Consider the following 20,711-nt stretch of genomic DNA (forward strand, 5'->3'; position numbering starts at 1 on the left):
TCTACTTGCATGTATTAGGCACGCCGCCAGCGTTCGTCCTGAGCCAGGATCAAACTCTCATTAAAAGTTTGAGTTCTCACTCATTTCTGTCACTGACAGATTTATTGTTTTTTCATTGTTCAGTACTACAACAATTGTTGTAGTGCCCTGCACATTGGTTCGTCTTGTTCAGTTTTCAAAGGTCTTTATCACTCACTTCTCTCAAGTGACAACTATATTAGTATATCACAGTCGCTTTCGCTTGTCAACACTTTTTTGAAACTTTTTTAAAACTTTTTTCATCAAGTGTTTCATCTGCAACATACCATAGTCCGTACGGGATTCGAACCCGTGTTACCGCCGTGAAAAGGCGGTGTCTTAACCCCTTGACCAACGGACCTGAGTTGTTATTTTCAACTCTTACTATTATACCCACTTTTTAAACTTTGTCAACTACTTTTTTTATCTTTTTTCAAGTTGAGTAAAAAGAGCCAGAATTTTACTGACTCTTCTATTGATTATTAAACTTAGAAGCACGTTCTTCTCCCCACCAATACGGGATTAGTTCTGCGACTTTAGCTTTTTTTCTTATATTATAGTCCATCATGAATTCTGCATCTTTATTTTCAGCGTTCAACTCTAAGATGAATTCTCTGCAAGCGCCACAAGGCATACCCGAACTTCCACCATAAGGTGGTTTGTCTCGAAAGGCTAAGACTTTTTTAACCTTAGTTTGTCCTGAAAATTGGTACATATTGAAGAGTGCTGCCCGCTCTGCGCAGAGATGGAACACACCACAGGTCCCCTCCATACAGAATCCTGTAAATATTTGTCCATCTTCTGCTTCTACTGCAGCTACAACATGATTGGCATAAACAAAGTCTGATACTTCATGTGGATTGTATAGTTTCTGTGCTTCTTCATACATCTTTTCCCAGATGTCCATTGTTGCATCCTTCTTATTTAGAGATTTCTTTTAGCATATTTTCGATATGCTGAATTGATTTTTCACGTCCAAGCAAGAAAATCGTATCTGGCAATTCTGGTCCGTGCATTTCACCTGAAACTGCGATACGAATAGGCATGAAAAGATTTTTTCCTTTAATACCTGTTTCTTTTTGGACTGCTTTGATTTGTGGGAAAATATTTTCTGTTACAAATTCATCATCTGACATTGCTTCGAGTTTTGCTTTAAAGGCTTCAAGAACTGTTGGAACTGTGTCTCCCGCCATAACTTCACGCTCTGCTTCTGTCAATTCTGGGAAATCCGAGAAGAAAAGATCTGTCAATGGAATAATTTCATCTACTGATTTCATTTGTGGTTTATAGAGCTCAACTAGTTTTTCAGCCTTGTCAGTTAAACGGTCCGCTTCCTCTAAGAATGGTTTTGCCATCTCAAAGATAGTTTCTAGGTCTGCATTCTTGATATAATCATTGCTCATCCAGTCGAGTTTCTTCTGGTCGAAGGCTGCTGGAGACTTGCTGAGGCGATTTTCATCGAAAAGTTTAATGAGTTCTTCACGAGAGAAGATTTCATCTTCGCCACCTGGGTTCCAACCAAGAAGAGCAATAAAGTTAAAGACTGCTTCTGGTAAATAACCTTTTTTACGGTAGTCTTCGATAAACTGAAGAGTATTAGTATCACGTTTAGATAACTTCTTACCAGTTTCAGAATTGATAATCAAGGTCATGTGACCGAACTCTGGAGCTTCCCAACCAAGGGCTTCATAAACCATAAGCTGTTTTGGTGTATTAGCAATGTGGTCATCTCCACGGATTACATGAGAGATTTGCATATCGTGGTCATCGATAACAACGGCAAAGTTGTAAGTTGGGTAGCCATCTTTCTTTTGGATAACCCAGTCACCCCCGATATTGCCACCTTCAAATTCGATATCGCCTTTAACCATATCATGCCACTTGTAGATACCTGACTCATTGACAGCCAAGCGAACCGTTGGGATGATTCCTGCTGCTTCACGTTCTGCGATGTAAGCTGCTTTTTCCTCTTCACTCATACCGAGGTATTCGTTGATATAACGAGGTGTTTCACCAGCTGCTTCTTGGCGTTCGCGTTCAGCTGCCAGCTCTTCTTCTGTAACGTAAGATTTGTAGGCTTTTCCTTCAGATAATAGTTGGTCAATGTATTTTTGATACAAGTCCAAACGCTCAGACTGGCGGTAGTTTTCATGTGTTTCTGGGCTTTCATCCCAATCCATGCCTAACCAACGAAGGTTTTCAAGCTGTGAACGTTCCCCATCCTCGACATGACGTTTTCGGTCAGTATCTTCAATACGAATGATAAAAGTTCCACCATGATGGCGTGCATACAAGTAGTTAAACAGTGCTGTACGGGCATTCCCGATGTGTAGTAGTCCTGTTGGACTTGGTGCGTAACGTACGCGGATATCTTTTGACATAGTTTCTCCTATAAAGTCTCTAGGCGTCTGCCTTTTTGCTCTCTATATTATATCACAAGTCTTGGCTGAGTCCAATTTCTATGGATAAAGAGAGTAAAAAGAGTGGACAAACCACTCTTTTCTTCTATTATAGACGTGCGTTAAGTTCTTTGCTCAATTCTTCAAATCCTGGTTTTCCAAGAAGGGCAAACATGTTACGTTTATAAGCTTCAACACCTGGTTGGTCAAATGGGTTGATGGCATTCAAGTAACCTGAAAGGGCAATTGCCAATTCGAAGAAGTAGATAGTGTAACCAAGAGTGAAGGCATCTTGCTCAGGAAGAGTCACGTACATGTTTGGCACATCACCATCTGTGTGGGCAAGAAGAACACCGTCAGTCGCTTTTTTGTTTACAAAGTCAACGTCTTTTCCTTGAAGATAACCAAGTCCGTCAAGGTCTTCTTCCAAAGTAGGGATAATCACGTTTTTACGAGGTTTGTCAACACGAACAACTGTTTCAAACATGATACGAGTTCCTTCTTGGATAAATTGACCCAATGAGTGCAAGTCAGTTGAGAAGTTGGCTGAAGTTGGGTAGATACCTTTTTGGTCTTTTCCTTCTGATTCACCAGCCAATTGTTTCCACCATTCTGAGAAGTATTGAAGTGATGGCTCGTAGTTTACCAAGATTTCAGTTGCATAACCTTTACGGTAAAGGATGTTACGAACTGCTGCGTATTGGTAAGCTTCATTTTCAGAGATTTTGTCTGAAGTGTAGTCTTTGCGTGCTGCGTTAGCACCTTCCATAAGAGCTTTGATGTCAGCTCCTGATGCTGCGATTGGAAGCAAACCAACGGCTGTCAATACTGAGAAGCGTCCACCGATATCATCTGGAACAACAAATGTTTCCCAACCGTTAGCGTCTGCTTCAACCTTAACAGCACCTTTTTGGCGGTCAGTTGTTGCATAGATACGTTTGTTTGCTTCTTCTTGACCGTATTTCTTAACCAAGAGTTCTTTGAAAACACGGAAAGCAATCGCTGGTTCAGTTGTTGTACCTGATTTAGAAATCACGTTTACTGAGAAGTCTTTATCAGCTACGTACTCTACCAAGTCAGCAAGGTAAGTAGATGAGATTGAGTTTCCTGCGTAAAGGATTTGTGGAGCCTTGCGTTCTTCTTTTGTTTGCAAGTTAGCAAAATGGTGGTTCAAGAAGTCGATTGCTGCTTTCGCACCAAGGTAAGATCCACCGATACCGATCACAACCAAAACATCGCTGTCTGATTTGATTTGCTCAGCAGCTTTCAAGATGCGGTCAAATTCTTCGCGGTCGTAGTTTTCAGGAAGGTCCAACCATCCCAAGAAGTCGCTACCAGCACCAGTTCCTTTACGAATCAATTCATCTGCTGCTGTTACTTGTGATTGCATGTATTCCACTTCATGTGGTGCAACAAATTTGTCTAAAACTTTTGAATAATCAAATTTAATATGTGACATGTTATTCCTCCAATATTTCTTCTTTTCTATCATAACGCTTACCTTCGTTTTTTTCAAGTTTTTTTGTCGAATTTCTCCAATTTTTATCAGAATTCAAACGTTTGCGTAAAAATGCCGCATTCCAAAAATTTTGAAAAAATAAAAGAAAGAACGACCAGATGCCCCAGTCGTTACAGTTCATTCAATAAATACTCAAATAGTTCTAAATTGCCATCTTCTTCATTAACCAGAAACTCTGGATGCCACTGCAAACCGATAATGCGGTGCTCATCGATAGACTCAATCGCTTCGATGGTCTGGTCTCTTGGATCAATAGCAGTTACACGGAAGTTGGGTGCCAAATCTTTAATACTTTGACGATGGACGGAGTTGACCTGACTTTCTTTTCCAAATAGCTTAGCCACCACGCTTCCTTCTACTGTCTCAATAGAGTGAGATGTTCCGAAAGGCAGTCCTTGCCAGTGACCTTCGATTTCTTGATTGAGGGTTCCGCCAAAGGCAACATTGACAAGTTGAACACCACGGCAGATTGCCATAATTGGTTTATTCTGACGGAGCGCTTCTTTCAAAAGCGCCAATTCAAATTCATCACGCACTAGATTGTAATCGTCGCTCTCGATGGTCTTTTTCTCTCCGTAAAATTGAGGATGGACATTTTGCCCACCTGTCAAGATGAGCTTGTCAATCATTTCTACATAATCGCGCACGACTGACTCGTCACCAACAGGAATGACTAAAGGGAGACCGCCGACTTGACGAATGCTCTCTGCGAATCTACAAGATACAGATGAATGAATGTTTTTTCCTTCCGCGTCTACGGGACATAGATTTGCAGCAACTCCTACAACCGTTCTAGGCATGATGTCTCTCCTTTCGAATATTAACGATAGTCCTATCATATCACTCAAAATGACTTTCGTCTAATATGTTTTTTTAAAGGCCGTGATAAATATTTTTTATGGACAAGAAAAAGCTGCCCACATAGGACAACTTCTTTCTTATTCAAAAACAAATTGATTGTGATAGAGTTCTGAATAGAAGCCACCTAGTTTCAAAAGTTCATGGTGATTACCGCGTTCAATGACTTCTCCATCTTTAAGGACAATAATCTGATCTGCATTGAGGATAGTCTTCAAACGGTGGGCAATGACGAAACTGGTTCTGCCTGCTACAACCGCCTCCATGGCATGCTGAATCTTGCTTTCTGTCACCGTATCTACGTTTGAAGTGGCTTCATCGAGAATGAGAACTTCTGGATCTGTCATCAGGGTTCGAGCGATAGAAATCAATTGTTTCTGTCCTGTTGAGAAGATGCTCTGGTCATCATCTATAAGGGTATCGTATTTGTCAGGTAAGCTTTCGATGTAGTCGTGAATGTGGGTTGCCTTGGCTGCTGCCTCAACCATTTCTTGACTAGCATCTGGCACACCAAAACGGATATTGTCTCGAATCGTTCCGCTAAACAAGACCGAATCCTGCAAGACAATTCCCACCTTGCTTCTGAGACTATCCAAATCATAGTCACGAATGTCTTTGCCATCAAAATAAATACCACCAGCATCAACATCATAAAAGCGATTGATGAGGTTCATAATAGTCGTTTTCCCTGACCCTGTCGGCCCAACAACCGCTGTCATCTGGCCTTTCGGAGCGGAAATGCTGACATCTTTCAAAATAGGTTTATCAGGCAAGTATGAAAAATCAATATGACTAATTTCAACACCTTCTTGTAACTTAGTGAAGATTGGAGCCTTTTCAGGTCGAATTTCTTCCTCTGCATCAAACATTTCCTGAATCCGTTCAGCACCTGTAAAGGCTAACTGAAGACTTCCCCAACTAGCTGCAACTTGGATAATAGGCTGGTAGTATTGCTGTGAAAATTGGGCAAACATAACAATCAAACCTAGGGCTGTACTTGTTTCAATAGTCTTGTCATTTAATAAAACAGCTGAACCCGCAAAGATGACGATGGCTGTATTAACCAGACTCATCCCATTCATGACAGGGAACAAAATTCCTGAGAACATTCTTCCTTTAAATGTTGCCTTGCGCACGCGCTCATTTTGTTCAAGAAATCCTGCCATCATATCCTCTTGAATCCCTTGCACAATCACAGCTTTTTGACCTGAGATACTCTCATCCATATAGGCGTTGAGCTTCCCTACCTCTTTCTGCTGGAGGTTGGTGTATTTGCGTGCCATTTTTACAATAAAAATCAGCATAAGGAAGGCCACTGGTGTGCTAGCGATAGTGATGAGCCCCAGCGTCACATTTCTCGAAAACATGACAAGAATCAGGCCAATGTATAAAACAATATTGCTCATGACCTGAATCAAGCTTTCGTTAAAAGCTTGGAGAATATTATCCAAATCACTGGTAAAACGAGACAGGATATCGCCATCTTGTCGGCGGTCAAAGAAAGAAACCGTCAAGCGAGCAAGCTTACCGAAGAGGCCTTTGCGCATCTCGTTGGTCGACTCTGCAATCACGCGCGTCATGAGGCACATGTATATCATACTAGAGATAAATAGAACCAAAACCAGCAGGCCAAGATTGACCATGATTCCTGATAGACTTTGCCAAACAAGTTCTGGATTGCCATCTTGATAAGCTTGAACTAAATTAGCTAGCTGCGTTACTGCTTGTCCAGAAAATACCGGAAAGAGAGCTTGGGCAAGAGTCGCCAGAACAATCATCAGGATAACAACTACAAATGATAGCTTATAGATTTTAAAATAATTCCAAAAAAATTGAACTGTCTTCATTTTACTCCTCCTTTCCTTTCTGTGTTTCGTAGATTTCACGGTAAACAGCATTGTTGGCAACCAAGTCTGCATGCGTGCCTTGACCAATCAATCGTCCTTGATCTAGAACCAAAATCTTGTCTGCATGAACTACCGAGCTAATCTTTTGAGCGATGATAATAGTTGTTGTTCCCTTCAAGTCCTTATTCAAGGCTTCCTGAACCAAACGCTCTGACTTGGCATCCAAGGCTGAGGTCGAATCGTCAAAAATCAGAATACGCGGATTGCTGACAATTCCACGCGCAATCGACATCCTTTGCTTTTGCCCACCTGAGAAGTTGGTTCCCCGTTCCTCAACTGGACTTTCAAAGGTTTTCTCCATACGATGAATGAATTCAGTGGCTTGGGCAATATTGGCTGCACGCTCCATTTCAAATAGAGTAGCATCTCCCTTACCCTGTCTCAAGTTATCTGCAATCGTTCCACTAAAGAGAATGGCACGTTGAAGAACGATAGAAACAGTTTTACGCAAGGTTCCTTCACTCACTTCTCGAATATCCTTGCCTCCAATTTTGATGGCCCCTTCCTGCGGATCAAAGAGACGTGGAATCAATTGAGCCAAGGTTGATTTTCCTGCACCAGTCGCTCCAACTACACCAACCATTTGACCAGGTTCGATAGTAAAGGTCACATCTTTCAGAATCGGTTCCTTATCCATTGGATAGGTAAAGGTCACATTTTCAAAGCTAAGACTGCCGACCAACTCTTCATCTGGTACATCCTTGAAGGTCATGGCTGGCTCTGCGTCAAGAATTTCTCGAATACGACGCATAGAAATCATAGCACGACTGACAGAATTTCCCAAAAATCCAACCATAACAATGGTAAAGATAATCTGGCTTAGGTAATTAACAAAGGAAGCAATGGAACCAACAACTGACGGATCCGATTGAACCATCCCTGCAACTAGCCAAATAGAGAGGAAAACCGCTCCATAACCGACCAACATCATGACAGGTTCCACTACTGAAAAGGCATATCCGATGTAAAGGTTTTGACCGAGAAGCTCGTCTGAAACCTCCGTAAACTTAGCAAACTGCTCTTTTTCTTGGACAAAGGACTTGACCACACGAACACCGCGTAGATTTTCCTTGGCAATGGCATTGATGCGCTCAAGAAGAGTTTGAAACTTGGCAAAACGAGGTCCCATCATTCCCATCATGACAGCAGTCAAGCCAAAAATCAAGACTACCATGAGAACAATCACCCACCACAGAGAAGGTAAAGTTTGAACCGCCAGGATAAACGAACCGATGAACAAGAGGGGAAGTCTGAAAAGAATTTGGAAGGTCATCATGACGACGTTCTGAATCTGGTTGATATCATTTGTCATGCGAACGACTAGATTTCCCGCATTAAATTGTTCAATATTGGCATAAGAAAAGGTTTGGATTTTACGGAAGGCATCCTCCCGAAGGTCAGATGAAACTCCTTGGGCAATATAGGCTGCGAGGACAACATTGAGCCCACCAGCAACCAGACCAACCACGGCCACACCAATCAACCAAGCCCCGATACTATAAATAGCTTCATATTTTCCAGCAAGGAGGGCGTCTAACACTTCCTGCAGATAACGCGGTTGCAGAAGTGAACTAGCAACCATCAAGCCTGTCATCAGGAGCGAAGCTAAGGCCTGCCACTTGTAGGTTTTTATTTTCTGAATCAGCATACTTTCTCCTTAAAAAATAGACAAAAGGGAGCGACAATGCGTCAGCTCCTTCTCATTCTGTTTGTGTGATGTTATTCTAGCAAAAAAGTGGGAACTTGTCAAAGAAGTCTCCTTGATACAGCTAGAATGACTAGTAATTTTCTCTTTATAGTTTCTGTTTTAACTCGACCAAGACATTCATAGCTTGCATAGGTGTCATATTGTAAACATCCAGTTTAGACAATTCTGCTAGGATAGGATGCTCTTCTGCCGTATCAAAGAGTGAAATCTGTTCAGTGACATCACTTGTTTGCCTCATGGGAGCAGGACTTTCTGTTCCTTGACTCTCTAGCTGAGTCAAAATCTTATCCGCCCTTGCTAAAAGATCTGCTGGCAAACCAGCAATCTTGGCAACATGGATACCGTAGGATTTATCAGCTGGACCTGGCTCAATCTTATGAAGGAAGGTAACCTGCCCATCCTTCTCCAAAGTTGCCACATGGACATTGACCAAGTGTTGTAAACTAGACTCCAGACTAGTCAACTCATGGTAGTGGGTCGCAAAGAGGGTCTTGGCTCCGATGTGCTCATGGATGTATTCGATGATGGACTGAGCAAGAGCCATTCCGTCATAAGTTGCAGTTCCACGACCTAACTCATCAAAGAGAATGAGAGAGTTCTTGGTCGCATGCGAAATGGCATTGTTGGCCTCCATCATCTCCACCATAAAGGTTGACTGACCCGAAACCAAGTCATCTGCTGCTCCGATACGGGTAAAGATAGCATCAAAAATCGGTAAATAGGCGCTTTCTGCTGGTACATAAGACCCCAGCTGGGCCATAACCGCCGTCATGGCTAATTGACGCATGTAGGTAGACTTCCCGCTCATGTTTGGCCCTGTAATCAGCTGAATACTAGTATCTTCTGCCATCTGAATCGTATTTGGAATATAGGTTTGAGCCCCCATCACCTTTTCAACGACAGCATGGCGACCTTTCTGAATATCAATTTGTGAATCCTCTCCAAACTCAGGTCGAATCAAATGCTGGGTTTCAGCCACAACTGCTAGACTCTGTAAGACATCAACTGTCGCAATTCCTTGGGCTAGAGCCTGCAAACGCTGGATGTACTTGCTGACCTCTTCACGAATACGCATAAAGATTTCGTACTCTAGGTTAGCTGACTTTTCACGCGCCTCCAGCATATCTCCCTCGATACGGGCTAATTCTTCGGTTCCAAAGCGTTCTGAGTTTTTCAGCGTTGCCTTGCGGAAAAAATGGGCTGGCACATTTTCCAGTTGAGAATTGGTCACATGGAAATAGTAGCCATCCTTCTTATTGTAGTCAATCTTGAGCGTACTGATACCAGAGTTTTCTCGCTCCTTAGCCTCAATTTCCGCAATCCAGCTCGTACCTTCTCTGAGAACTCGACGGTACTTGTCTAAGGTCTCATCAAATCCAGTCCGGATAATTCCCCCATCTGTAATCACATGAGAAGCTTCAGGAGCAATCGCTGCACTAATCAAGCTCTCCAACTCTGGAATGGCATCTAGTTGTGCGATCAGATAGGCTAGAGCAGGTTGCTCCATCCCCTCTAAAATCGCACGAATCCTTGGCACACTAGACAGAGTGGCCGCCAACTGCAAGAGATCCTTGGGATTGGTTTTGCCAAAAGAAACACGACTAGCCAAGCGTTCGATATCATAAACACCCTTGAGACTGTCTGTCAAATCACTGCGCTCAAAGAAATGGTCGAGAAAGACCTGCACCACTTCTTGACGTTGGATAATTCGTTCCTTATCAATCAAAGGACGATGAATCCAAGAACGCAAGAGTCGCATCCCCATAGCCGTCTTTGTTTCATCCAAAAGCCAGAAAAGACTGCCTTGCTTCTTGCCTGAACGAGCATTCTCAACCAAATCCAGACTAGCCTTGGTCGCATAATCCATCTGCAAGAAATCCTTGATTTCATATCGGACAACAGGTTTGAGGTGGTTCAATTCCCTCATCTGGGTCCGATGAACATACTGGAGCAGCTTACTAGATGCCGCTTGCTCCACTGTTGCTAATCGTGAATCCAATAAATGAAGATCCTCAAATCCTTCTTTCTCATAGGAAAGCACCAGATTCATCTGGCGACTAAGGATTTGTTCTTCTTCCTCAGACAAATCATAACCCAGCACCACTTCTCGCGCCTTGAGATTGCGGATTTCCCCACAAACCAGCGTGAAATCCAATAGACCTGTCACATAAAAATCACCTGTCACCAGGTCCATATAAGCTAGACCAAACTGATTGCCATCACGATCTATGGCAACCAAAAAATTATTCTGACTATCCGGCTTACTGCTATCGACCACTGTCCCTGGCGTAATGACCTGAACAACCTCTCGTTTCACAACCCCAACTGCTTGTTTAGGATCTTCCATCTGCTCTGCGATAGCCACCTTATAGCCCTGCTCAATCAAGACATCGATGTACTGTTGGGCAGAATGATAGGGAACACCCGCCATAGGAATCGGATTGTCAGCATTCTTGTTGCGACTCGTTAAGGAAATTTCCAGAATCTGCGCAGCATTGACCGCATCCTCATAAAATAATTCATAAAAATCACCCATCCGAAAGAGCAAAAAAGCATCTGGATATTGCTTTTTAATATCCACATACTGTTGCATGCCGGGTGATAGCTTTTCTGTCGCCATTTTCCGTCTCTCCTTGTCAAAAATAAGTCTTGAGAGCAACTCCCAAGACCTTACTTATCTTTCATCAAATCTAGCAAACGATCTTCCATGAGTTTGGCAACGTGCTGGTCTCGACAAATAACCAATAAGGTATTGGCACCAGCAACTGTTCCTAAAATCCATTCATCCTTGTTTGCATCTACAATATTTGCCAAAACAGAGGCTTCTCCCAATTTGGTATGAAGCACCAAGGTAAACTCTGCTCTTGCAACACCTTCTAAATGATGAGACAAAAATTCCACCAAATCAATCTTTTCTGTCTCATTTGCTAGTACATAATACACCATATCATTTTTCTTGACCTTGGTCAAGCCGATTTCGCGCAAATCACGAGACAAGGTTGTCTGCGTCACAAAGACATTGTGCGCCTCCAAGCGATCTTGAATTTCTTTTTGTGTACTTAATTTCTCCTCAGTAATCATTTTTTTTATTAACTGATGACGATCTCTTTTTCTCATAAAATCCTCTTATATGCATATTTATAACTAATTTTATAACTATATTATACCAAAAAAACAGGAGATTTCAAAAATTTTTTCTTCTTTCTTTAAAATTATGATAAAATAGTAGAAAAGTCCAAAAAGGAGCTCTTAATGAATACAAAAGAATTGATTGCTAGCGAGTTGGCTAGCGTCATTGATAGCCTGGACCAAGAGGCTATTTTAAATTTACTGGAAACCCCTAAAAACTCAGAAATGGGAGACATCGCCTTCCCTGCTTTTTCTCTTGCCAAAGTCGAACGTAAAGCACCTCAAATGATTGCGGCTGAACTGGCTGAAAAAATTAACAGCCAAGCCTTTGAAAAAGTTGTAGCAACTGGTCCTTACGTTAACTTTTTCCTTGATAAATCTGCTATTTCTGCTCAAGTATTGCAAGCAGTTATCACTGAAAAAGAACACTATGCTGACCAACATATTGGCAAACAAGAAAATGTTGTTATCGACATGTCTAGTCCCAATATCGCTAAACCATTCTCTATCGGTCACCTGCGCTCAACTGTTATCGGAGATAGCTTATCACATATTTTCCAAAAAATCGGTTATCAAACGGTCAAGGTCAACCATTTAGGAGACTGGGGTAAACAGTTTGGGATGTTGATTGTTGCCTACAAAAAATGGGGAGACGAAGAAGCTGTAAAAGCTCATCCAATCGATGAACTTCTTAAACTCTATGTCCGCATCAACGCTGAGGCTGAAAATGACCCTAGCTTGGATGAAGAAGCACGCGAATGGTTCCGTAAACTTGAAAATGGCGACGAGGAAGCTCTCGCTCTTTGGCAATGGTTCCGTGATGAAAGTTTAGTGGAATTTAACCGCCTTTACAATGAATTACAAGTCGAATTTGACAGCTACAATGGAGAAGCCTTCTACAACGATAAGATGGATGCAGTTGTAGACATTCTTTCTGAAAAAGGCCTCCTTGTTGAATCAGAAGGTGCCCAAGTTGTGAATCTTGAGAAATATGGAATTGAACATCCAGCCCTTATCAAGAAATCTGATGGTGCAACTCTCTATATCACACGTGACTTGGCTGCAGCCCTTTACCGTAAAAATGAATACCAATTTGCCAAATCTATCTACGTCGTTGGTCAAGAGCAATCTGCCCACTTTAAACAGCTCAAAGCTGTCTTGAAAGAGATGGGCTACGACTGGAGTGACGACATTACTCACGTTCCTTTTGGTTTGGTTACAAAAGAAGGCAAGAAACTCTCTACTCGTAAAGGGAATGTCATCTTGCTAGAGCCTACTGTTGCTGAGGCTGTTAGTCGTGCCAAAGCCCAAATTGAAGCAAAAAATCCTGAACTTGAAAATAAAGATCAGGTAGCCCATGCTGTTGGGGTTGGAGCCATTAAATTCTATGACCTCAAAACCGACCGTACAAATGGATACGACTTCGACCTAGAAGCTATGGTATCCTTCGAGGGTGAAACTGGACCTTACGTTCAATATGCCTATGCTCGTATTCAATCTATCTTACGCAAAGCAGACTTTAAACCAGAAACTGCTGGCAACTATAGCTTGAATGATGCAGAAAGCTGGGAAATCATCAAACTCATCCAAGACTTCCCACGTATTATCAACCGTGCGGCGGATAACTTTGAACCTTCTATCATTGCAAAATTTGCAATTAGCCTGGCTCAAGCCTTCAACAAATATTATGCACATACACGTATCTTGGATGAAAGTCCAGAACGCGACAGCCGTCTAGCACTCAGCTACGCAACCGCAGTCGTTCTCAAAGAAGCCCTTCGCTTGCTTGGAGTAGAAGCGCCAGAGAAGATGTAAATCGTTACAAGAGACTGGAACTAAAGTTCCTAGTCTCTTGACGGCAATCGCTATATGGCGAATTGCCTAAACGCTTCACTAATTCACCCAACCAAATAATATCGATTTGGTTGGGGTCATGTCGTAATCTTTTAATCACTTTATTGTAAAGCAATCTAAGTAACTAACGCCAAATCCTATCAGAGATTTGGCTAGGCGCTTCACTAGTTTTAGGACATAAATATGATCGATTTATGTCCTAAAATGTCGTAATCTTAAAGTTATTGGAACTAAAGTTCCTAATTGTTAGACGCTAGCCGCTTATATGCGGACTAGCTAACTGCTTCACTAGTATTGTAATAGAAATAATATTGATTTCTATTACAATACGTCGTAACTATGTGGCGCATTGCCTAAACGATTTACTAATTCACCAAACCAAATAATATCGATTTGGTTTAGAGACTTATCAAGTTTTACTGACTTGTTCTGCTATTTTAGATCTACTAAATCGATTTATTCACTACTACTTCTTTATCATACAGGGAGATTTCCTATGAGCCAATATGCTTATATCCTCGTTGTGATTAGCTTGGTATTCCTTTTTCTTCTCAATAAGTACGAGAAAGAACGGCTTCAAAAACTCTACCAAGAACAACTTTTGAAGGATGAAACATTTAGGTCTGACATCAAAGAAAAAATTCACACGACTAAAAATATCAATGATGTCATTGCTTACATCAATAAAACTTATCATCTGGGAATGTTATTATCAAAAGACATTACAGATCAATTGAAATAAACCTAACTATTCTTTAAGGAATATCAAAACCGAGACTGAGAGTTTAACACTTAGCCTCGGTTTTTGTATATTTTTCAAGTCACAAAGCAACCACTCCCCAGCAATGCAAGTGCAAAATCCTATAGAATATGATAGAATAATGGAAAGGACTCTATTAAGGAGGAAAACATGGAAAAACAAACCATCGCCGTCTTGGGGCCTGGTTCTTGGGGAACTGCCCTTTCACAAGTCTTAAATGACAATGGACACGAGGTACGTATTTGGGGAAACATTCCCGAGCAAATCAATGAAATTAATACCTATCATACTAACAAACACTATTTTAAAGATGTCGTTCTAGATGAAAATATCATTGCCTACACTGACTTAGCAGAGGCATTGAGAGATGTCGATGCGATTTTGTTTGTTGTCCCAACAAAAGTGACACGACTTGTTGCTCAACAAGTTGCAAAAACCTTAGACCATAAGGCTATCATCATGCACGCATCAAAGGGATTAGAGCCTGATAGCCATAAACGATTATCAACCATCCTTGAAGAAGAAATTCCTGAACACCTCCGTAGTGATATCGTCGTTGTTTCAGGTCCTAGTCATGCAGAAGAGACCATTGTGCGTGACCTAACTTTAATCACTGCTGCTTCTAAAGATTTACAAACAGCTCAATACGTTCAGGAGCTCTTTAGCAATCACTACTTCCGACTTTATACCAATACGGATGTTATCGGGGTCGAAACCGCTGGTGCTCTCAAAAATATTATTGCTGTCGGTGCTGGAGCCTTACATGGTCTGGGATTTGGTGACAATGCCAAGGCAGCCATCATCGCTCGAGGCTTGGCAGAAATAACCCGCCTAGGGGTAGCACTCGGGGCCAGTCCACTGACCTATAGTGGTTTATCTGGTGTAGGAGATTTGATTGTAACAGGAACCTCCATCCACTCTCGTAACTGGAGAGCTGGAGATGCTCTCGGACGAGGAGAATCTCTAGCTGATATCGAAGCCAATATGGGCATGGTGATTGAAGGAATCTCAACGACTCGAGCAGCCTATGAACTAGCGCAAGAACTTGGAGTCTATATGCCAATTACACAGGCCATTTACCAAGTTATCTACCACGGAACCAATATCAAAGATGCCATTTATGACATCATGAACAATGAATTTAAAGCAGAAAATGAGTGGTCTTAACCCTCTAGAGAAAGGATTCTTATGACATCAAAAGTTAGAAAGGCAGTCATCCCTGCCGCTGGGCTTGGAACTCGATTTTTACCAGCAACAAAGGCCCTTGCTAAAGAAATGTTACCAATTGTAGATAAACCAACTATCCAGTTTATCGTAGAAGAAGCTCTTAAATCAGGTATTGAAGATATTCTGGTTGTTACTGGTAAATCAAAACGTTCTATTGAAGACCACTTTGACTCAAACTTTGAGCTTGAATACAACCTCAAAGAAAAAGGCAAGCATGACTTGCTCAAATTGGTAGACGAAACAACTGGCATTCGCCTTCACTTTATCCGTCAAAGTCATCCTCGTGGTCTGGGAGATGCTGTCTTACAAGCCAAAGCTTTTGTAGGGAATGAGCCCTTCGTTGTCATGCTTGGTGACGACCTAATGGATATCACAGATGACCATGCTGTCCCTTTGACAAAACAATTGATGAACGATTACGAGATGACTCATGCATCAACAATTGCTGTTATGCCTGTCCCTCATGAAGAAGTTTCAGCATATGGAGTTATCGCTCCTCAGGGTGAAGGGATTAATGGTCTCTATAGTGTCGAAACTTTCGTTGAAAAACCAGCTCCAGAAGATGCTCCAAGTGATCTAGCTATTATCGGTCGTTATCTGCTCACACCAGAAATTTTTGAAATCCTCGAAAATCAAGCTCCCGGTGCTGGAAATGAAATCCAGCTTACTGATGCGATTGATACGCTTAATAAAACACAGCGTGTTTTCGCTCGCGAATTTACAGGAGCTCGTTACGACGTTGGGGATAAGTTTGGCTTTGTGAAAACATCTATTGACTATGCCCTCAAACACCCACAAGTCAAAGATGACTTGAAAGATTACCTCATCCAACTTGGAAAAGAATTAGCTGAAAAGGACTAATACTCTTCGAAAATCTCTTCAAATCACGTCAACGTCGCCTTGCCGTATATATGTTACTGACTTCGTCAGTTCTATCTACAACCTCAAAGCAGTGCTTTGAGCAACCTGCTTCTAGTTTCCTAGTTTGCTCTTTGATTTTCATTGAGTATAAAACAAAAAAGATAAGGTTCGAAATGCCTTATCTTTTTTCATTACACAAATTGTCTTCCAACTTCTTCACAACACCATTCCCTTGTAGAAAAGCAAGACTGCGAGTCCTACTAACAAGACTACCGCTACCAGTCTCTGACTATCGCTATACATCCGTCTTTCGCCTCGGACTGGAAAGATAACTGCTAGAAATGCACCACCGACTGCACCCCCGATATGACCTGCTAGGCTGATTCCTGGAATCAGAACACTTCCAATAATGTTAACCACAAAAAGAGTCAGATAAGATTGACCCAACTGCTGGATATAAGGATTGCGAGTTGCATAGCGAAGAACAATAATTGCAGCAAATAGCCCATAAAGAGAGGTAGAGGCTCCTGCAGCTAAGGATTTGGGACTAAATACAAAAACAAAGAGATTACCCATCATTCCTGATAAAAGATAGAGGAAGAAAAACTTCTTGGATCCGAAAATCTCCTCTACTTGCCTACCAAGATAATATAGCGAAAGCATATTGACAATGAAATGTTCCCACCCAATATGAACAAAAATGGCAGAGAAGAGACGCCAAACCTGCTCAGGAAAGAGGCGAATAGCCGGCCCATACATGGCTCCAAATCGAAATAATGTATCCGCCCTGTCAAAGTCTCCACCTGTAGTCACCAGCATTAATAGAAACACCAAGGCCGTCACTAAAAGGAAGAAACTCGTCACAGGGTAACGTCTATCAAAGATTTCCTTCATCAATCAGAACCTCCTGAACAGGAATATCATGCTTTTCAGGTATAAAGTCCTGAATTTGACAAGGATAAACCGTACTCAAAGTATGACCAGAAAAATGTTCCAGATAGCGGTCATAATAGCCTCCACCGTATCCTATCCGATACCCTTTCGTCGTAAAAATTAAGCCAGGAACATGAATCAAATCAATCTGGGAAGCATCCACCACTTCCAAATCCCCCTGTGGCTCCAGTAGGCCAAAGGAAGTTTTTACTAACTGCTGTGGATGATAGACCACAAACTCCATGCGCCCCTTGGGATAAGTTTTAGGTATCAGAACCTTCTTGCCGTCCTTCAGCGCCTGCTCAATCAGTTCCTGCGTTTGAAACTCATGAGGAAAAGAGAGGTAGCTTGCGATGACCTTAGCTTCTTGGTAAAAGGGGTGTTGTAACAATCGCTCGGTTAAAGCTTGGTCTATAGCCTGTTTTTGCTCTTGAGATATAGCCTTCATTTCTTGCAAGACTTGCTTACGTAATTCCGATTTCATAGACAATCCCTCTACTCTGCTGCCTTCTTTTTCAGGAAACTAGAGACCGCATCCACCCCAATAGCTAATGCCTCTTCCTTGGGACTCATCTGAGGGTGATGAAGGGCGTAGGGACTATCGATACCTAGCCAAAACATAACGCCATTAACCTTTGAAAGGAGATAACCAAAGTCCTCACCTGTCATAGCAGGTTCGATATCAATCAGCTCGATTCCCTCTTTTTCTTCAAAGAAGTCCATCAGTTCACGCGCCAAGGCTGGATTGTTCTCAACAGGCAGGTAACCACCTTGTTTGAGTTCCACTTCGACTTCCATACCAAAGGCTGCTGCAACCCCTTCTGCAACTGTTTTGACCCTCTTTTGCACCAAGAGACTCATATCCTGAGTTAAGGCCCGAATAGTTCCATGTAAAAAGGCTGTGTCTGTGATGACATTGTTGGTTGTTCCGGCTTGGAAAAGACCAAAGGTCACCACTGCTCCCTCGATTGGATTAACATTGCGGCTGACAACTGACTGCACCTGGGTCACAAAGTAACTAGCCGCCACCAAGGCGTCATTAGCTTCATGTGGAAAGGCTGCGTGTCCTCCTTTGCCTTTGAAACGAATCTTCACCTCGCAAGTCCCAGCAAAGAGTGTATGGGTATTGGTCGCAATCTGACCAACCTTCAAATCCGGCCGAACATGGAGACCATAAAACTGGTCTGGTAGCCAGTCTCCAAAAGCGCCATCCTCATACATGAGCATACCACCAGCTTCATTTTCTTCCGCAGGTTGAAAAAGGAAGAGCAGATTATTTTTCTGTTGCTCCTCAAGGGCGCTCTCAAGACAGCCCAAGGCAATAGTCATATGAAAATCATGGCCACAGGCATGCATCCGACCTTGATGTTGAGAAGCGAAAGGGAATCCTGTTTGTTCAACGATAGGCAGACCATCAATATCTGTTCTCCAACCAATAGTACGCTCTGGCTGACTTCCCTGCAAATAAACCAAAATACCTGTCCGCCAAGTCCGAACTTGGACAAACTCCTTGCCCGCAGTCAATTTTTCAATCACATCTAGCAAATAAGCCTGAGTCTTGAACTCCTCCAAGCCAATCTCTGGAATCTGGTGCAAATCTCGTCTAGTCTGAATCAAATCTAACATCTATCTATCCTCCGATATAGCAGAAAGAGGCTGGAAGAAGGGTTCCGCCTCTTTATTACTTTTACAATTATAAGGTACGAAGCGCATCCTCTAGCGCTGTTTTTTGTTGGGTTTGGGCATCAATCTCTTTGATAATACGAGCTGGAACACCTGCCACCACCACGTTTTCTGGGACATCTTGGGTAACAATAGCTCCTGCTGCGACAACTGAACCACTACCGATTTGGACCCCTTCGATAACCACTGCGTTGGCACCGATGAGAACATTGTCTCCAACACGGACTGGTTCTGCGCTAGCTGGCTCAATCACACCTGCCAAAACTGCACCTGCACCAACGTGGCTGTTTTTCCCAACGATAGCACGGCCACCAAGGATGGCACCCATGTCAATCATGGTTCCTGCACCGATTTCAGCACCGATATTGATAACTGCTCCCATCATGATAACAGCATTGTCACCAATTTCAACCTGATCACGGATAATCGCACCTGGCTCGATACGAGCGTTGATAGCACGTTTATCTAGCAAAGGAACTGCAGAATTACGAGCATCTTGCTCAACAACATAGTCTTGATTTTCTACCAAGCCATCAAGAAGCGGAGCAACATCTTTCCAGTCTCCAAATAGGACATTCCCTAGTTTGACAACAGAGCTAGGTACAGCAGTTGCGAGTTGTCCCTCAAAGGTTACTTTGACACTGGTTTTCTTTTCAGCATTGGCGATAAATTGGATAATTTCTTGAGCGTTCATTTTTGTAGCAGTCATAAGCGCCTCCTAGTTCATTTTAATGATACCTATTCTACCAAAAAAGGCCTCAAATTTGAAGCCTTTTTGTTTGTTTTTAGGTATGATTTTTAGGGATGTGAGATAAAACGTGCTGTCGGTAAAAGCAAGCCCCTACCGATACAACCTAAAAACACTCTTCACAACTATCTCCCCGTGTTTTATTGACTATTCTAGTATAGCACACTTTTAGAATTAAGAAAAGACTTTTTATTTACTTTCTTTCGCTTCTTCTATCGATAGGAAAATCATGGGTAAAATAATCAAGACCATTGCTAGAAGAAGAGACCAATCCACTACTAATCCTAAAAACAAAACACTCAAGAGAGCAGAGGAGAGAGGTTCACTGGCACTAATGACAGAAACCACCAAAGGAGAAACCAAGGACACTGCCTTCATGGAAATAAAAAAAGCAAAAGCCGTCCCAAAGAAAGCAATAATAAGGCAAATCAAGATACTCCAAATATCAGGAGTAAAGGAAAGCTTATACACTGGCGAAAGGATATTGCTAAATAAACCTGCCAAAATCATCCCCCACCCAACCGTGGGTACAAAACCATAGCGCTTCGCGAAAGGTTGGGGCAGGATAACATTAAACATAACCCCCATAGCACTCAGCAAACCTGTTACAAGGGCTAGTGGCGTCATGGATAACTGAGAGAGATCGCCTTTTGTCGCCATCAAGCTAACACCCAGCATGGCAACCAAAACATAGAAAATAGCGCTTTTTGAGGCTCGTTTGTGATAAACCAAGCGATTGTAAAAGAGGATAAAGACAGGGCTAATAAACTGTAAAATAGTTGCTGTCGCTGCATTTGAGTATTCTACACAGAGATAGAAAAAATACTGAACTGAAAAAATCCCTAAAATAGCATAGGCCAAAAAGGGCAGGTAATTTTTCTTGTCTCGCCAAATATCTAACACTTGCGATTTTAATTGCATTGCAGACCAAATGAGCACAAGACTCCCTGCCAGTGTCAAACGCATAGAGGTAATCCAGCCCGAAGACACCTGATAATGAGTAAAGAAATACTCTCCTAAAATTCCACAGATTCCCCAGATTAAGCCGGATAGGAGTGAATAAATGGTTCCTTTAACAATCTTTTTCTGATACTGATTCATACCTTT

Annotated in this window: 17 protein-coding genes, 1 tRNA gene and 1 rRNA gene; 4 read left to right on the forward strand and 15 right to left on the reverse strand. The window is 42.1% G+C overall.

The window, feature by feature from the left end; all coding sequences use genetic code 11:
* The 10 genes from ACERDH_RS08800 to argR all read right to left on the reverse strand — a co-directional run.
* Positions 1–65, reverse strand: a 16S ribosomal RNA gene (locus tag ACERDH_RS08800); the annotation flags it as partial.
* Between the two features lie 242 nt (positions 66–307).
* Positions 308–379, reverse strand: a tRNA-Glu gene (locus ACERDH_RS08805).
* 111 nt (positions 380–490) lie between these two features.
* Positions 491–925 carry a cytidine deaminase family protein gene (locus ACERDH_RS08810; protein ID WP_386686541.1) on the reverse strand — a complete coding sequence of 145 codons (435 nt, stop codon included), beginning with the start codon at positions 923–925 and terminating at the stop codon, positions 491–493.
* Positions 926–938: 13 nt separating this feature from the next.
* Entirely contained in the window at positions 939–2,399 is a 1,461-nt protein-coding gene (gene gltX / locus ACERDH_RS08815; RefSeq protein ID WP_265476412.1) for a glutamate--tRNA ligase, read from the reverse strand.
* A gap of 127 nt (positions 2,400–2,526) precedes the next feature.
* On the reverse strand, positions 2,527–3,876 hold the full coding sequence (locus ACERDH_RS08820; protein ID WP_000018269.1) for a glucose-6-phosphate isomerase: 1,350 nt from the start codon (positions 3,874–3,876) through the stop codon (positions 2,527–2,529).
* A 170-nt stretch (positions 3,877–4,046) separates the two neighbouring features.
* A complete protein-coding gene (locus tag ACERDH_RS08825) occupies positions 4,047–4,736 on the reverse strand; it encodes a gamma-glutamyl-gamma-aminobutyrate hydrolase family protein (protein WP_001138351.1) in 690 nt (229 codons plus the stop codon).
* Positions 4,737–4,874: 138 nt separating this feature from the next.
* Positions 4,875–6,641, reverse strand: a complete 1,767-nt coding sequence (patB, locus tag ACERDH_RS08830) for a multidrug efflux ABC transporter subunit PatB (protein ID WP_265473054.1) — start codon at positions 6,639–6,641, stop codon at positions 4,875–4,877.
* A 1-nt stretch (position 6,642) separates the two neighbouring features.
* Positions 6,643–8,349, reverse strand: coding sequence for a multidrug efflux ABC transporter subunit PatA (patA, locus tag ACERDH_RS08835; RefSeq protein ID WP_386686536.1), 1,707 nt, complete (start codon positions 8,347–8,349; stop codon positions 6,643–6,645).
* A gap of 145 nt (positions 8,350–8,494) precedes the next feature.
* A complete protein-coding gene (mutS, locus tag ACERDH_RS08840; protein ID WP_265476411.1) occupies positions 8,495–11,029 on the reverse strand; it encodes a DNA mismatch repair protein MutS in 2,535 nt (844 codons plus the stop codon).
* A 50-nt stretch (positions 11,030–11,079) separates the two neighbouring features.
* The gene (gene argR / locus ACERDH_RS08845) at positions 11,080–11,526 is read right to left on the reverse strand and encodes an arginine repressor (RefSeq protein ID WP_001231476.1); all 447 of its coding nucleotides are present in this window, start codon (positions 11,524–11,526) and stop codon (positions 11,080–11,082) included.
* A gap of 135 nt (positions 11,527–11,661) precedes the next feature.
* Between argR and argS the strand changes: the two genes are divergently transcribed.
* The 4 genes from argS to galU all read left to right on the forward strand — a co-directional run bounded on the left by argS (position 11,662) and on the right by galU (position 16,240).
* Positions 11,662–13,353 (forward strand): arginine--tRNA ligase, encoded by a 1,692-nt coding sequence (gene argS / locus ACERDH_RS08850; protein WP_265476410.1) that lies wholly within the window; start codon positions 11,662–11,664, stop codon positions 13,351–13,353.
* Positions 13,354–13,888: 535 nt separating this feature from the next.
* On the forward strand, positions 13,889–14,134 hold the full coding sequence (locus ACERDH_RS08855) for a MarR family transcriptional regulator (protein WP_386686531.1): 246 nt from the start codon (positions 13,889–13,891) through the stop codon (positions 14,132–14,134).
* A gap of 168 nt (positions 14,135–14,302) precedes the next feature.
* Complete coding sequence (locus ACERDH_RS08860) at positions 14,303–15,319, forward strand: NAD(P)H-dependent glycerol-3-phosphate dehydrogenase (RefSeq protein ID WP_386686528.1); 1,017 nt, start codon at positions 14,303–14,305, stop codon at positions 15,317–15,319.
* 21 nt (positions 15,320–15,340) lie between these two features.
* Positions 15,341–16,240, forward strand: coding sequence for a UTP--glucose-1-phosphate uridylyltransferase GalU (gene galU, locus ACERDH_RS08865; protein WP_386686525.1), 900 nt, complete (start codon positions 15,341–15,343; stop codon positions 16,238–16,240).
* Positions 16,241–16,456: 216 nt separating this feature from the next.
* Here galU and ACERDH_RS08870 read toward each other — a convergent pair whose 3' ends face one another.
* From ACERDH_RS08870 to ACERDH_RS08890, 5 genes are all read right to left on the reverse strand, one after another.
* A complete protein-coding gene (locus ACERDH_RS08870; protein WP_386686522.1) occupies positions 16,457–17,134 on the reverse strand; it encodes a rhomboid family intramembrane serine protease in 678 nt (225 codons plus the stop codon).
* The gene (locus ACERDH_RS08875; RefSeq protein WP_386686519.1) at positions 17,118–17,657 is read right to left on the reverse strand and encodes a 5-formyltetrahydrofolate cyclo-ligase; all 540 of its coding nucleotides are present in this window, start codon (positions 17,655–17,657) and stop codon (positions 17,118–17,120) included. Before ACERDH_RS08875 ends, ACERDH_RS08870 begins: the two co-directional genes overlap by 17 nt.
* Positions 17,658–17,668: 11 nt before the next feature.
* Positions 17,669–18,799: an N-acetyldiaminopimelate deacetylase gene (locus ACERDH_RS08880; protein WP_386686517.1), complete on the reverse strand. Its 1,131-nt coding sequence runs from the start codon at positions 18,797–18,799 to the stop codon at positions 17,669–17,671.
* A 67-nt stretch (positions 18,800–18,866) separates the two neighbouring features.
* Positions 18,867–19,565, reverse strand: a complete 699-nt coding sequence (dapD, locus tag ACERDH_RS08885) for a 2,3,4,5-tetrahydropyridine-2,6-dicarboxylate N-acetyltransferase (RefSeq protein WP_000127460.1) — start codon at positions 19,563–19,565, stop codon at positions 18,867–18,869.
* A 228-nt stretch (positions 19,566–19,793) separates the two neighbouring features.
* A complete protein-coding gene (locus tag ACERDH_RS08890; RefSeq protein ID WP_285387423.1) occupies positions 19,794–20,705 on the reverse strand; it encodes a DMT family transporter in 912 nt (303 codons plus the stop codon).
* Positions 20,706–20,711 lie beyond the last annotated feature (6 nt).

The organism is Streptococcus bovismuti (genome assembly GCF_042436615.2).
GTDB lineage: Bacteria > Bacillota > Bacilli > Lactobacillales > Streptococcaceae > Streptococcus.

Excerpts from the sequence above, each read along its gene's own strand:
- ACERDH_RS08810 (WP_386686541.1), bottom strand. The coding sequence starts at position 925 with ATGGACATCTGGGAAAAGATGTATGAAGAAGCACAGAAACTATACAAT.
- gltX (WP_265476412.1), bottom strand. The coding sequence starts at position 2,399 with ATGTCAAAAGATATCCGCGTACGTTACGCACCAAGTCCAACAGGACTA.
- ACERDH_RS08820 (WP_000018269.1), bottom strand. The coding sequence starts at position 3,876 with ATGTCACATATTAAATTTGATTATTCAAAAGTTTTAGACAAATTTGTT.
- ACERDH_RS08825 (WP_001138351.1), bottom strand. The coding sequence starts at position 4,736 with ATGCCTAGAACGGTTGTAGGAGTTGCTGCAAATCTATGTCCCGTAGAC.
- patB (WP_265473054.1), bottom strand. The coding sequence starts at position 6,641 with ATGAAGACAGTTCAATTTTTTTGGAATTATTTTAAAATCTATAAGCTA.
- patA (WP_386686536.1), bottom strand. The coding sequence starts at position 8,349 with ATGCTGATTCAGAAAATAAAAACCTACAAGTGGCAGGCCTTAGCTTCG.
- mutS (WP_265476411.1), bottom strand. The coding sequence starts at position 11,029 with ATGGCGACAGAAAAGCTATCACCCGGCATGCAACAGTATGTGGATATT.
- argR (WP_001231476.1), bottom strand. The coding sequence starts at position 11,526 with ATGAGAAAAAGAGATCGTCATCAGTTAATAAAAAAAATGATTACTGAG.
- argS (WP_265476410.1), top strand. The coding sequence starts at position 11,662 with ATGAATACAAAAGAATTGATTGCTAGCGAGTTGGCTAGCGTCATTGAT.
- ACERDH_RS08855 (WP_386686531.1), top strand. The coding sequence starts at position 13,889 with ATGAGCCAATATGCTTATATCCTCGTTGTGATTAGCTTGGTATTCCTT.
- ACERDH_RS08860 (WP_386686528.1), top strand. The coding sequence starts at position 14,303 with ATGGAAAAACAAACCATCGCCGTCTTGGGGCCTGGTTCTTGGGGAACT.
- galU (WP_386686525.1), top strand. The coding sequence starts at position 15,341 with ATGACATCAAAAGTTAGAAAGGCAGTCATCCCTGCCGCTGGGCTTGGA.
- ACERDH_RS08870 (WP_386686522.1), bottom strand. The coding sequence starts at position 17,134 with ATGAAGGAAATCTTTGATAGACGTTACCCTGTGACGAGTTTCTTCCTT.
- ACERDH_RS08875 (WP_386686519.1), bottom strand. The coding sequence starts at position 17,657 with ATGAAATCGGAATTACGTAAGCAAGTCTTGCAAGAAATGAAGGCTATA.
- ACERDH_RS08880 (WP_386686517.1), bottom strand. The coding sequence starts at position 18,799 with ATGTTAGATTTGATTCAGACTAGACGAGATTTGCACCAGATTCCAGAG.
- dapD (WP_000127460.1), bottom strand. The coding sequence starts at position 19,565 with ATGACTGCTACAAAAATGAACGCTCAAGAAATTATCCAATTTATCGCC.
- ACERDH_RS08890 (WP_285387423.1), bottom strand. The coding sequence starts at position 20,705 with ATGAATCAGTATCAGAAAAAGATTGTTAAAGGAACCATTTATTCACTC.